This window comes from Bifidobacterium sp. M0353, assembly GCF_016100645.1.
Taxonomy (GTDB): domain Bacteria; phylum Actinomycetota; class Actinomycetes; order Actinomycetales; family Bifidobacteriaceae; genus Bombiscardovia; species Bombiscardovia choladohabitans.
In genome coordinates this window covers 721,092-734,313 of the sequence record NZ_JACFSB010000001.1, presented here as the reverse complement: position 1 = coordinate 734,313, position 13,222 = coordinate 721,092, and the positions used below count along the sequence as shown (strand labels likewise).

Annotated in this window: 12 protein-coding genes; 6 read left to right on the top strand and 6 right to left on the bottom strand. The window is 54.2% G+C overall.

Features of this window, described 5'->3' with window-relative positions; translation table 11 throughout:
* Nucleotides 1–4: 4 nt before the first annotated feature.
* Complete coding sequence (locus H3V04_RS02910) at nt 5–319, top strand: hypothetical protein (protein ID WP_123649857.1); 315 nt, start codon at nt 5–7, stop codon at nt 317–319.
* A complete protein-coding gene (locus H3V04_RS02905) occupies nt 288–596 on the top strand; it encodes a hypothetical protein (RefSeq protein WP_096227033.1) in 309 nt (102 codons plus the stop codon). Before H3V04_RS02910 ends, H3V04_RS02905 begins: the two co-directional genes overlap by 32 nt.
* Nucleotides 597–874: 278 nt before the next feature.
* Here the strand turns inward: H3V04_RS02905 and H3V04_RS02900 are convergent, their stop codons facing one another.
* The 4 genes from H3V04_RS02900 to H3V04_RS02885 all read right to left on the bottom strand — a co-directional run bounded on the left by H3V04_RS02900 (nt 875) and on the right by H3V04_RS02885 (nt 5,856).
* Nucleotides 875–2,695, bottom strand: a complete 1,821-nt coding sequence (locus H3V04_RS02900; protein ID WP_123649856.1) for a hypothetical protein — start codon at nt 2,693–2,695, stop codon at nt 875–877.
* A gap of 810 nt (nt 2,696–3,505) precedes the next feature.
* On the bottom strand, nt 3,506–3,862 hold the full coding sequence (locus H3V04_RS02895; protein WP_198187150.1) for a hypothetical protein: 357 nt from the start codon (nt 3,860–3,862) through the stop codon (nt 3,506–3,508).
* A complete protein-coding gene (locus tag H3V04_RS02890) occupies nt 3,859–4,284 on the bottom strand; it encodes a helix-turn-helix domain-containing protein (protein ID WP_198187149.1) in 426 nt (141 codons plus the stop codon). The genes H3V04_RS02895 and H3V04_RS02890 overlap by 4 nt, the downstream gene beginning before the upstream one ends.
* 1,275 nt (nt 4,285–5,559) lie before the next feature.
* A complete protein-coding gene (locus H3V04_RS02885; RefSeq protein ID WP_198187148.1) occupies nt 5,560–5,856 on the bottom strand; it encodes a hypothetical protein in 297 nt (98 codons plus the stop codon).
* 952 nt (nt 5,857–6,808) lie between these two features.
* Here H3V04_RS02885 and H3V04_RS02880 point away from each other — a divergent pair.
* Complete coding sequence (locus tag H3V04_RS02880) at nt 6,809–7,837, top strand: alpha-L-fucosidase (protein ID WP_198187147.1); 1,029 nt, start codon at nt 6,809–6,811, stop codon at nt 7,835–7,837.
* 245 nt (nt 7,838–8,082) lie between these two features.
* On the opposite strand, the gene H3V04_RS02875 is transcribed toward H3V04_RS02880, so the two are convergent.
* A complete protein-coding gene (locus H3V04_RS02875; RefSeq protein ID WP_198187146.1) occupies nt 8,083–8,907 on the bottom strand; it encodes an oxidoreductase in 825 nt (274 codons plus the stop codon).
* A gap of 755 nt (nt 8,908–9,662) precedes the next feature.
* Between H3V04_RS02875 and H3V04_RS02870 the strand changes: the two genes are divergently transcribed.
* Nucleotides 9,663–10,835, top strand: coding sequence for an aminotransferase class I/II-fold pyridoxal phosphate-dependent enzyme (locus H3V04_RS02870; RefSeq protein ID WP_198187145.1), 1,173 nt, complete (start codon nt 9,663–9,665; stop codon nt 10,833–10,835).
* An 82-nt stretch (nt 10,836–10,917) separates the two neighbouring features.
* Complete coding sequence (locus H3V04_RS02865) at nt 10,918–11,910, top strand: D-2-hydroxyacid dehydrogenase (protein WP_198187144.1); 993 nt, start codon at nt 10,918–10,920, stop codon at nt 11,908–11,910.
* 39 nt (nt 11,911–11,949) lie between these two features.
* Here the strand turns inward: H3V04_RS02865 and H3V04_RS02860 are convergent, their stop codons facing one another.
* Nucleotides 11,950–12,540, bottom strand: a complete 591-nt coding sequence (locus H3V04_RS02860) for a xanthine phosphoribosyltransferase (RefSeq protein WP_198187143.1) — start codon at nt 12,538–12,540, stop codon at nt 11,950–11,952.
* Between the two features lie 247 nt (nt 12,541–12,787).
* Here H3V04_RS02860 and H3V04_RS02855 point away from each other — a divergent pair, with 247 nt between their 5' ends.
* Nucleotides 12,788–13,081, top strand: coding sequence for a hypothetical protein (locus H3V04_RS02855; RefSeq protein WP_045924523.1), 294 nt, complete (start codon nt 12,788–12,790; stop codon nt 13,079–13,081).
* Nucleotides 13,082–13,222: the final 141 nt, after the last annotated feature.

Sequence of the window (13,222 nt, the reverse complement as noted above, 5' to 3'; positions counted from 1 at the left end):
CGATATGGAATGCAATGATTTCCCCGAAGTTGGCACCAGGTTGACGTACGGGGAGGCGATCCCCGTTTACGATCGCTTCGAGCGGTCGATGCTCGAGAAGGCGTACGGGGCCGGGCTCCTGCCCGCGGTGGGGCTGTACGACCTGCTCTGGCAGCTTGAGTCGCTCGCGCAGAAGTTCGGAATCGAGGGCAAGGGGGGCCTTCTCAAGGCTCAAGAAGGAGATTCGGTCGTTTTCGAGCGAGAGGACCGCTCTGGCGAACGGGGTGAACGGCGAGAGGTTCTACCTTTTGCAGAACCAATCGGCGCTCAAGCAGCATGATGAGACTCATCTTTTCAAGGTCGGAATCGACGGAAACAAGCTTGCTGATGACCTCGACGAAGCTCTCGAGCTGCTTTCGAAAGAGGCCTCAAAGAGCGACGAGTACGGCGATACGTATTCGCGCGACTGGATGGAGCGAGCTTCCGACAAGCAAGAAAAAGACCCTTTCTTGAAATGGGCCGGAATCGGGTTTTGCGCGATGATGGTCTGCCTCGGAATCTCGATGCTCGTCCATTCGGTCTTCCAGATCGGCTTCTGCTCCAAGTGGTTTCTCTGATGCGGAAGCTGGCAACTAGGACGACCGTCGTTCAGGTCATCAACTCATAGACGCGTCAACGTGGGGCTTCTCGTTTCGTCGATAGATGACGGAGATGTTTGACCTGCGAATTTGCCACCAGCGTGCAAGCCACGGCGCTGCCTCACCTGCGGTTACGGACTGGTGGCTTGCGCCCGGGAAGGCATGAACCCTACGGACATTCCTCGCGCTCCCGCCCTTAAAACCGGCCACGATGGTCTTTAGGGCGGGAGCGCGAGGTCCACGCCCTGGGTTCGAAGTCACTCTGCGCTCGTGTCCCCAAGGTAATTTCCGTCTCTGTAGATGACCTTTTGAGGCCCCATGAGCTTCAGCCCCTCACCGCAGATAATCAGCATCCCTTGTTCAACCAATGAGGGAAGACGGTCAGTTGGGTACGAGATATCGTAACGCTTATGCGATCCGATTCTCTTGAAGTACACACCCGAGAACGATTGGGCTTTTCCATATCGGTCGGGATCGGATTCTTCGTCGTCGGGGCAAGCAAACAAGGCGGCCTCGGGGGAATCGTCGCCATCGAGATAAAAAACGGGAAACTCAAGAGGATTGCCTTTAGGAACGGCCGCCGATGCCACGTAGTTGCAGAGCTTCCACTCCTCGCTTTTCTGCACGCAATCGCTTTCGATGCCGAGGAGGCTTCGCATTTCAGTATCGATGCTGTAAGAACCTAGGACTAAGTAGAAAGCCAAGAGGACTGACGACCGGGCGCTTTCCATCTCGGTCCAATCGTAGAGATTGTCTTTGTGAGCAATGCCGTTCCTCATCGTTCGAGCGCTTTGGAGTGCGCGAATTATCGACTCGTACGTATCCTCGCTTATCGCCGTATCGAGAAGGTCTTCATTGCGGCTGTACAGCTGCTGCTTCTCGCAAACATAGTCGCCGAAGAACCTTGTGAGCCTACCGAGGTCTAAGACATATTCGAAACCATCCGTGAAAAGCTCATCGTTGATTTCGATTTCTCCGTCCTTGACTTCTATGTGTCGCGATTTGTCGGGAACGCCATCTCTTTTCGCAGGCAGGTAGTAAGGGTTTTCTCCGAGCTTTTTGCCGTAGTAAATACGCCTACTCTTCGATTTCGAAGTCTTATGTATGGCGTAAAGAAATCTGTACAGGAATTGTTCGAGCGATTTGAAGTACTCCAACGCGATGGGGGCGAAATCTATGCATCCTGCATGCGTTAAAGAATCCCTTAGCCATTCTGCGGTCTGGAAGCTTACTGCGAAATCCGTGTCACCGGTCAACGCCGAGTATCTGCCGTCTACGACAAAGCTCTTGTCTATGGCCATTCTCTGTTCGGACCCCAATTCCACGTCTGGTTTGTAGCCGATCAGACGGTCTCGGATGTCTCTCCTGAAATGGCCCATGCGCAAATGGTTAAGCGATTTGGTTATGCTCAAGCCATAGTAGGAACGCGCTTTCTGCCTAAGCTCAACCACAGCCTCCTCGAATTTGTCGAACTCCTCTTGTGGAAAGAACAGGCGGAAGAACTCTTTAACCGAGATGTAGGGCGTAGCGTCCTTCACCGACTCGTAATTGAGAACCTCCCTCTTCGCTCCGTCCATAACCAAAGAGACGTAGGTGATTTTCGATACCCCAAAGTTTTCCCTCAGCGAATCCTCAAGCTCTTTCGGGAGACTCTGGTCTAATCCAGGTTCCTTGAATACAAAAACGCTCGGGGAGCCATCGACATCCACCTTGATTATGCGGACCACCCTCTTGCTCGCTTTGAGGACGGTCGGCCCGGCTAGGCCGTCTTTTGGGAGATATTGGTAAGCATCGCTTCTGCGAACGCGGGCACGTAGTGTTATGTATCCATATTCTGTAAGAAGCATGGAAATCGACTCGCAAATCAGTCGATACATGCACTCATTGGCTCTGTCCATGATGAAGGTATAGTTAAGCCGTTCGGACCCTGAGACATTGCATAGATTTTCAGGTATTAAAGAGGTTCCTCCCCTCGACTCGGAATAGCCGCTTTCATCCCTCCAGCCATCTCGAATTTTCTTCAACTCGCTTAAGCCTTCTCCAAGAAGGAATTCTTTGTAGATCGGTTCGCTATTCATCCAATACCTCGTTTTCTCTGCGTGTTTACAGCCTTGCACGAGCGAATCGCTCCCATAGGCGTATCGCGGACCGCATATGAAAAAGGAGGCTACGGAGGCGGGCCAAAAGTGCTGGCTCGGGCCATGCCGCCGTCACCTATATTTTCAGGCTCCATTGCCTGCGTTGGATGGCATTATCTCACCGCGTTGCCTCGGGAGCCATCCCGTGCGGCGGACAAAGGCAAACCCAGGGGCAGTTAGTGGAGAAGCCGCTATTAGGCCCCTAATCGCGAAAGCGGTTCAACTCATGAGTAAGCCACCTGAGACTACTCACTTTTCCCACGAATGGCGAAGGGTCGCGACCTGGGGTTTTGCAAATGGCGCGCAAACCACCCGCGCTGATTCACTTACGATTGCAGCTGGCGGCTTGCGGGTTAAAGGGCGGTTGAGTTTCAAAACGGGCGCTTTCGGCGCTATTGAGCCTCCAAAGTCGGCCCGCTGCACTCTTTGGGACAAAAATAAAAACTCAAAGCCCTGAGTTCGAAAAAAGTATTTGAAGTTGTCCCGACTTTTGTCCCCGAAGCCGACGAAGCGCGACATGGCGTTACCTGGCGGCACTCGATTCGAGACGGCACCGAAAACTGGATGCAACTGGAATGACGGGACATCAGAACTGCTGCCATCGAGTGGGAGTGAGCATCTGGGCCGACAAGTCGTACGGCAATACGTCAAAAACAGTATGGTCATATGGCATGTCGGCTTATCCGGTTATCTTCTGACTACTCGAACGCCGATGGTCGATTGAAGAGCTTGGGTGCTGTAATCCGTCGTTTACTGCTTGGTGATGGCCGCGTTGATCCGGTCAACCAGCTCGCGGGGATGTTCCACCCCGAGCACCAACCGGTCATAGTGCTCGTCCTTGAGTTGGATGACAATGGGAATTTCCGGTCTGGTGACATTCCAGAATGTCTTTTCCCCATGCTCAATGTATGTGCCGGCCCATTTACCGGGAACATGAAGGCCGGGCGCACGCAGCCCCTTGGTATCATCAAGAATGCCCGGATCTTCGCTCGCACCCAGAACATGCTCGAGCGGCACCACCAGTTTCCCCTTGAATGACCACATCTTATCCAAGCCCTGCGGTTCAACCTCCAGCGTCCGCCCGACAATTGCCACCTTGTTGTTCATGACTTGCCTCTTTCATCATCGGACTGCAACCGAACATGTGCACGCTGCAACAGCGTCTCACCAAGGAGCTTGACGACATCAACGGTCACAGCATTGGTCTCTCCTGATCCCGAGCAGGACAGCTTTGCAAGGTAATCCCTGAGCAGACCACGAACCTCAAGATCATGATCTGACAGCTCCATGAGTGCCACCAATACCAGATTGAGCACTCCTGAATCGCGCGACTCCGAATCCGTTGCATCACGAAGCGCAGCCACGAACATGCCACGCTTGCTGCCGAAGGCACCGTAGAGACTGCCCCGGAGCAGACCCGTAGCCTTGACGAGGGCATCAATCGACGTGCCCTCATAGCCATGTTCCAGGAAAACCTCGCGGGCACGGGCAAGTACCTCATCATCATCAAAACTTCTCTTGCGACCCATACTCGTCAAGATAGCATTATTTGACTAAACGGTCAAGAATGATAAACGGTATTTTTACCCACAAATATCGTTTCTTCTTTGTGGAAGCTGTCGGTGCTGGGAATAGTAATTCGCTGGTTAAGCTACCGGTAATGAACACAAGAATTGTGAGCCATGAAGATGACCCCCACCCGAGCATAAATTGCGATAGGAGGAGTGATGACCAGTGTAATAATTACGTATCCAACTGACACTGCTTGCCTTGAAGCACTCTCCGTATTCTGATTTTTTGATTGAATGAATATATTCAGGGCTTTCAGGGAACCGATCAGGAATACGAGTACCAGCTGGGTAGTCACGAGAATTGTTGAACTAGTATGCGCAGTTTTCCAAAAAATTGTTACAACGAGAAAGATCAGTGTAAATATCACCCCTTCAACACCGCTAACGATGATATTACCAATCCAGATATCTATAAATAAAGGTCGAAACCGTTCCGCTTCTCTTCCTGGTTTCATTCGATACTCTTTAATTATAAGTAAAGTTGGCGACTGCCAACATTTTTAATGTCAGTCCTTGCCAGAATTGCAAATGTTCAGAGCATAAATCAGCTGAAGCACCACCGTATTAGGCAGTCAAATCCCAATTATTCCCAACAGTACATTGGGGGCATCTTCTCTAGTTGGAACCTGTTCAATTATTGGCTTCTGCGCAGTTGTAGTGGGTTCTGGGGTGCTAGCCGTTTTAGTAACACCGACATCAGTGCCGCTGACGCGCTTGTTGGTACTGGGGCCTATAGCTTGTATTTTCTTTGACCGAATTTCAATATTCTTTGGTTTATATGAATGCCCAATGGCATAGCCCTACAGTAGCTGTGGCAAAACAAAAATCGACATATTGCCGATGAGATCAATCCTGCAGGAAAGACACGAGATGATTCGAAGTCTTGTATAGCGCAATTGGGGAATGCTTCATTGGCTCCGAATAATGCGTTGGTAAGGTTGGCAAGCGCTCTAAGTCAAGTCGGACCGAGATCTTCAGCAATCCACGCAAGCGTTCTGGCAAGCACCATCAGAATCATCAAGACCAGGGTATGGCCATACTGGTGTTACACCTGGTCAGAGGGCAGGCGGCTCATTGCCGCAAAGCAGCGGAGAAGGCGAGGAGCATTGTCCTCTTGGGACAGAAGGTAGGCCAAAACAAAAGAGTCTCAATCACAGTGAGCCGAATATATTGTCTTAGATGACTTCGAGGAATACCCATATGCCCAGTTCGCTTGAATGGGACTGGTGGGGCTCATGGAATATTGCGATCGGTGTCCAGCAGACTCTTGATGCCTGTTCCATCTGTGTTGCCTTCAGTTCGGTAATCTCGCGCTGTCATCTGGGCAAGATACACGACTGATTTCAGACTTAGACTCGGCTCTGCACGCCTAAGTTCACGGATAAACACAACTTGATTCTTGCGGGGATCTATTCGCCTAGATGTAGCGATGCTTTGAGCCCATTCCACTGCAGCAGCCATTGGGTCTTCGTAGCCAGCAAATATCATTGTGACTTCAACCCTCGGATTGTTGTCATTCGTCAAGCTCATGGCTTTTCCTCTCAAAGTTCCTGGTGCTCATTTTCTGGCCGCTGAAGTGCTGACCACTTCAAGAATCCAACCTAGAAAGTCGTCGTCACAGAACCCGCCGAAACCCAACGCTTCCATGAATCGCCTGTGACTCAATTGTCCAGTAATTGTATAACAACATTCCACTACTAGTTTCACGTTGCGGCCGGCAGACTGTCACGGCTTGGTTGCTGTCAACTACCAAAGCCTTCCGGTAATAACAATTATTAGAGATACTTCTTGTTTTCGTAATGTCATATGGGTGCTCTTAATAGTTTGACTGGCATCAACTTTTGCTTACATGCGGTAAGTTCGCCTTGAAGTCTGCGTCCCAACAAATTACTTGGTGATCGCCGGATGGCAGATTCCGTTAACTCAGACTGGCGTAACGTCTTCGGCATGTACAATTCTTAATTATGTATATACTGCTAACAAAATATCATCTGTCGAAGTACCTGAGGACCAAGATGGTTCATGGAATCTAGTTGTTTGCAGTACATGAGTGAAACGATCATTCGCCATTGTGAATGGGAGAGCGACGACAGTCCCGAAGAAGGGACCTTCATGAAGTCAAAAGGGATACAGTGAAGGGCGGTCCAACGATTTTGATGCCAGGCGTCTCATCTACATCATTTCTGGTGTCGGTCGGCAATGCTGTCTTAGCGACCGCCACACTGATGAAGCGGCACTTTTCCAACATCTCCTGGAATTTCGCTTACCTGACATTCCTCCTCCTGATCGTTCCGATCAGCCTTGTCTCCTTGTCTTGGTTTGGATACTTGTCATGAAAAACCGGCTTCAAGATCACGTGTGTAGCAGTCTGCTACGTGCGCCTGACCCTTGATGATATTTTCGTTGTCAGGAGGGGCAAGCTGACCAATTGAGGTCCGGCTCGGACGTGTCGTGTTAATCAGCAGAACAGAGGTAAATAATAATGAGCGATACCGTGGAATGGTTCAAGCAGGCCAAGTACGGCATGATGATCCACTGGGGTCTCTATTCACTCCTGGCAGGGGAGTACCAGGGGAAGTCGTCAAGCAATTATGCAGAGTGGATCCAATCCAAGCTCCAGATCCCCAACAAGGAGTACGAACGCCTGACCCAAGCTTTCAACCCGATTTATTTCGATGCCGATGCCATAGTCGACCTGGCAAAGCGCTGTGGCATGCAATATCTGGTCGTCACCGCAAAGCATCATGACGGGTTCGCCATGTACAGGTCACTGGTGGATCCCTACAATGTCTATGATGCGACGCCATTCCACAGGGATGTAATTGGCGAGCTGTCCCTGGCATGCCGCAAGGCTGGTCTGCGATTTGGCATTTACTATTCCCAGGATCTGGATTGGCATGAACCTGATGGCGGCGGATACCTGTCAAATGATATCGAGACGGCAGGCACCACTTGGGACAATAGCTGGGACTTCACAGGGGAGAAGAACTACAATCGGGCCTTCAAGCACAAGATCATGCCGCAGATCGAAGAGATCATGAGCAACTACGGGGAAATATCGGTCGCCTGGTTCGACATGCCCATGACTCTCAGCGACGAGCAGAGCCAGACCATTTACGATACGGTCAAGCGTCTTCAACCCAACTGTCTGATCAATTCCAGACTGGGCAACGGCCGCTACGACTATGTCTCTTTGGGAGACAATGAGATCCCTGAAGATTCGGATGCCAGCGCCAAGGCCGCCTCGGTGGAAGATGTCGATTACAATTCCGTCGAAGGATTCAAACCCTCCAAGCTCGGCCTCTATGAGACCGCCGGGACCATGAACGATTCCTGGGGATTCTCCTACCATGACCAAAACTGGAAGAGCCCACGGACCATTCACGGTTACAAGGTCCATCTGAACAAGTACGGCATCAACTACCTGCTCAATGTCGGTCTGGATGGCCTGGGACGCGTGCCTATGGCGGCTGAGCAGGCGCTCTTGGGAGCGCGAGCTTTGGAGGCTTGAGGAGTCGGAATTCTGCCAATTAGTGAGGGACCCTGTCGTAAGGACGCTGATTCTGCTTTACAGAATCCCTTGCTACATGTCTACTTCATTTTGCACAGCTTGGCGGCTTTCAAGAGCGAGCTTTTGTGTTCAGCAGCTGTGAATCTAATAGGCTGTGGACGGGTTCATCTGAATGAGCATGCCCTCGATGCCCCTATTCTATTTGAATTCGACCGTGGGGTATCGTTTGATACCTCGTTTATTGCCTACAAGTCCTTGGCATGGACCATCAGAAAGTCCCAGACACGGGTGGGGAGCAGGGCATGAAGGGCGACCAGAGGTTTGGCGCCGAAGCCCAGAAGGTAGCGTGGATGGGGATGGCGTACCGTCGAAGCGCGGACGATGGCCTTGGCGATGGTTGATGGTTGGGTCAAATGCCTGCTGGAGTACAGTTTGCGCAATCCAGCAGCAGCTCGGGATCCTGACTCTTGATAGGGGCTCTTCCGAGTAACCATCTGGAGATGGTCGGCGGCGATTGCGCCCCAGTTGGTGGCAACGGCTCCGGGCTCGATCAGGACCACGTCGATGCCGAAGGGACGCATTTCCATGCGCAGGGCGTCACTGAAGGCTTCAAGGGCATACTTGGTGGCATGGTACCAGGCACCCATATAGGTGACCATCCGGCCTGCCATGGATGAGGTGTTGACGATTCGGCTGCGTCTGGCCCGGCGCATGGCGGGCAGTACCAGCTGGGTCAATCGGGCAAGTCCGAAGAGGTTGACCTCGAATTGTCGACGAACCTCGTCAATGGAGACCTGCTCGACCGGCCCATAGGACCCGTAGCCGGCGTTGTTGACCAGCAGATCGACCCGCTTCTCCTTCTGCAGAATTCGACCGACTGCCTTCTCGATGGAGGCAGAGTCGGTCAGGTCCATCTGCAGGGCCGTCACCCCCTTGTCGGCCAGTGGCTTCAGTCGCTCGACTCGTCGTCCTGCCGCATATACCCGGTATCCATGATCGGCGAGCATTCGAGCGGTTTCGTACCCGATGCCGCTGGTTGCCCCAGTGACCAGCGCTACTCGATTGGTCATTCCCTCACCGCTTTTGACCGACATCCAAGAGTTTCTTTTCTTGCCTGTCTTTGAAGGAAAGTATATGACAGAGATCCCAAAGCAGAGGCCTGACAGTCAGGCAAGGTCGGTGTCGTGATCAAGTTTGGCAGTACGACACCACTTAGATATGGTTCATCACCCTGATTCGTTCTTGCCGATCATAGCGAAAAGATTGCGCTCAGCACGCAACCGATCAATGCGTGGGGTGGGATGGGTTGGAATGAGATGAGAGCTTATGTGTGGATGAGGGTGGGGCTATCTCAATGTGCTGATAAAGATCCGCAGGCCGCGATTTGCCAGCCTGGTGAATGGCTGATTCGAGGAAACCTTCCAGGGAATGTCAAGATAGATCCCGGAAATTTAGAGATTGAACCGGTCTGTCATTATGCCACCTGCCATTAGCAAGTTTTTTGGATGCCAGTCGCGTCCGCAAAATGGAAGAGTTTGGTCAAATAATGGTCGCGTTTATAGGATTGCCGAAACTTCGCTGTACGCTTCTTAACAATGCTGATTGTAGATTCCGCAGGAGGTTTCAGCATGCAGGGCACACGATTTACCTATTGGTGGCACGGATTCGATCTGTGACGCCGCGTGCCTTGTAGGAACGGTTGCATGGATCGGAACCCACCGGCCCTGCAGTCGTCGACAGCATTTCCCGTGCATCGTCACCGCATAGTCGGTAGGGCGGCACCAGCGACAATGGTTGTAGTAACCGCATGGGAAAGGACAAGCCAATGACATTGGCGGATCATATGAATGCCAGGGTCAAAGCCCTGGCACCGAGCGACATTCTCGAGTTCAACAAGGAGATCGCCGGAATAGACGGCATCGTGAAGCTGACCTTGGGGGAGCCGGACTTCTTCACCCCTGAGCACGTCAAGCAGGCGGGCATCCAAGCCATCCGGGACAACCACAGTCATTACACCGAGAGTCGCGGCATGCCCAGTCTGCGCAAGGCGGCGGCCGGCTACCTACACGCCAAGTACGGTCTGGACTACGACCCTGACAGCCAGATTGTGATCACGGCAGGGGCCACTGGGGGCATCTTCTCGGGCCTGACCGCCATGATCAACCCGGGTGATACGGTCATTCTGCCCACGCCCATCTTCCCCCTTTATATTCCAATCGCCCAGCTGAGCGTTGCCAGGACAGTCTTCGTCGACACCTCCGATGACGGCTTCATTCTCAGGCCGGACAAGCTGGAGGCCGCCATCGAACACAGCGATGGTCCGGTCAAGGCCCTGGTGCTCAACTATCCGACCAATCCCACCGGAGTGACCTACGCCCGTGAGGATCTGGAGGCTCTGGCCCAGGTGGCGCGCAAGCACGGCTTCTTCGTGCTCAGCGATGAAATCTACGCCGAGCTGACCTATCAGGGCACCCATGTGTCCATGGGCACCATCCTGCCCGAACAGACGGTCGTTCTTGGCGGGGTTTCCAAGTCCCATGCCATGACTGGATGGCGGGTCGGCATCGCCGCTGGCCCGGCCGACGTCATTGATCAGATCAGCAAGGTCAACGAGTTCACCATCACTTCGGTGACCACCAATGCCCAGTATGCGGCCCAGGAGGCTTTGACCAAGGGCATGAATGACACGGATCCTATGCGCGAGGCCTACCGCAAGCGGCGGGACTATCTGGTCAAGGCCCTGCCCGAGGTCGGTCTGGACGTCATCGATCCCAAGGGCGCCTTCTACATCTTCGCCCGGCTGCCCGAGGGCATGCGCGACAGCTGGAGCTTCGTCTACGACCTGGCTCGAAAGGCCAAGGTGGCTGTAATCCCCGGAGCAAGCTTCGGGCCTGGGGGAGAAGGCTACGTCCGCATCTCCTATGCTGCCTCCATGGAGGATCTGCATACCGCCGTGGAGCGGATCGGCGACTATATGCTCGCTCAAAATCGCGGCTGATCCCTCCGGCGATTCACTCGGCGATCATCACAACCATCATCTAGTAACAAAATCAACGAGGACAGTTACCAAGGACTAGAAAATGACCAGCATTCTCATGTATTCAGTACGCCCCGACGAGCAGGAGGCCATTCAGGCCTGGGCGCAAGCCAATGACATTCAGGTGGACACCACCGACCACGATCTGGGGATGAAGACCGTGGACATGATCAAGGGATACGACGGCATCGTCATCCAGCAGCACGCGGCCCTGCCCGAGCCCGAGCTCTACCAGCGGCTCAAGGAGTATGGCCTCAAGCAGCTGACCCTGCGGATCACCGGCTATGACATCGTCAACCTGCAGGCCGCTCGGGAGAACGGGCTGGTCGTCACCAACGTGCCTGCCTACTCGCCCCGGTCGGTCTCCGAACTGGTCCTGGCCCAGGTCATGCGTCTGGTCCGGCATCTGGGGGAGGCCAGCGCTCGCGAGGCCAAGGACGACTATACCTGGGCTGGGCTTCAGGCCCACGAGATCCACAATCTGACCGTGGGGATCATCGGAGCCGGCAAGATCGGATCGGCAGTGGCCAGGATCTTCCGGGCCCTGGGCTCCACCGTCATCGCCAACGATCCGGTTCATCGCCCCGAGCTGGCAGACACCCTGGATTACGTGGACCTGCCCACCCTTTTGCAACGGGCCGACATCGTCACCGTTCATACGCCGCTTGACGAGACAACACACCATCTGATCAACGCGCAGGCCCTGGAAGCCATGAAGCCCTCGGCCTTCCTGATCAACGCCGCCCGTGGCCCCATTGTGGACACCCCGGCCCTGATCAAGGCCCTGCAGACCAAGTCCATTGCCGGTGCCGCCATCGACACCATCGAGGGTGAGGCCGGCATCTTCGAAAATGATCTGAGCGGAACCAAGGTCGATAACCAGGCCCTGGAGACCCTCAAGGTCATGCCCAATGTGGAGGTCTCGCCCCACATCGGCTTCTACACCGATGCCGCCGTGACCGCCATGGTCAACATCTCGCTGAACGACGTGAAGACCATTCTGGAGGGTGGCACCAGCGAGCATCAGGTGGACTGAGTCCATCGTTTATGCGACCCGGACCGGGTGCCGACCTACTCAGGCAGGATTGTGAGCAAAGGTGATGGTGCCCCGGTCCGGGTCCATGCTTTCCACGATGGCCAGGGACTTGAGGTTGTAGCCCTCTTTGCGCAGGGTGCGGCCGCCCTCCTGGAAGCCCTTCTCCACGGCGATGCCGATACCCTCGATGACGACCTTGGCATCATGGCAGATGTCGATCAGACCGTGCAAGGCGTTGCCCTTGGCCAAAAAGTCGTCAAGGATCAGCACGTGCTCGCCCTCCTTGAGGAAGCGCTTGGCCACGATGACGGGGTACTCACGCTGCTTGGTGAAGGAGTAGATGCGGGTCGTGTACTGGTCGCCGTCAAGGTTGATGGACTGGGTCTTCTTGGCGAAGACCACCGGCACGTCCCCGAAGTGGCGGGCGGCCAGGCAGGCGATGCCGATGCCGGATGCCTCGATGGTCAGAATCTTGTCGATTTGGTGACCGGCGAACAGGCGGGCCCATTCAGCGCCCATGTGGTCGAAGAGCCGCACGTCGCACTGATGGTTGAGGAAGGCGTCCACCTTGAGTACATTGCCAGGCTTGACCGTGCCCTGGCGGCGGATTCGCTCCTCAAGTTCCTGCATGTCATCGTCCTTGTCGTCATCAATGCGGGGCCCCTATGGTCCCGACGGATAGACACCAAGATAACCCGGTTCTGGGACTGTTGTCCGGCCGCCCTGATCCGCCAGGTTTCACCTCCAGCGGATTGGAGTGTCTTCCTGGCGTGTCAGCCCGTCAATCCGCGGATTCAAGGCCCTGACTGTTACAGTGAAAATTGACCGCAATGGTCACGCATCGTCACGGTGCGTTCAAGGACCTAAGGAGGACCATATGGGGATTCTGGATGATGCAAAGGATGCCATGAAGTCTGCCGGCGAGAAGATTTCCGATGTCGCTGGCGATGTAAAGGACACCGTTATGGACAAGGCATCCGATGCCAAGGACGCCGTTGCCGACAAGATGGGCGACGCTAAGGACGCTGCCCAGGACAAGATGGGCGACGCCAAGGACGCCGCCTCCGACAAGATGGACCAGGCCAAGGCCGATGCCAAGGTCGGCAAGGCCAAGGCTGAGCAGGGCGCCACCGAGGCTGTCAACAACGCCAAGGACCAAGTGCGCAACTGACCGGGTCATCTCGACTTCCCCGACTAAACCCCGTTCGCTTTCCCTATTCTCAAGGCGGACGGGGTCTTTATTTCTGTTGGTATGCTTGCTGGCTAACCCATGAGCCAAGATCGATGACACCGCTTTGTGGTAGAAATGGTT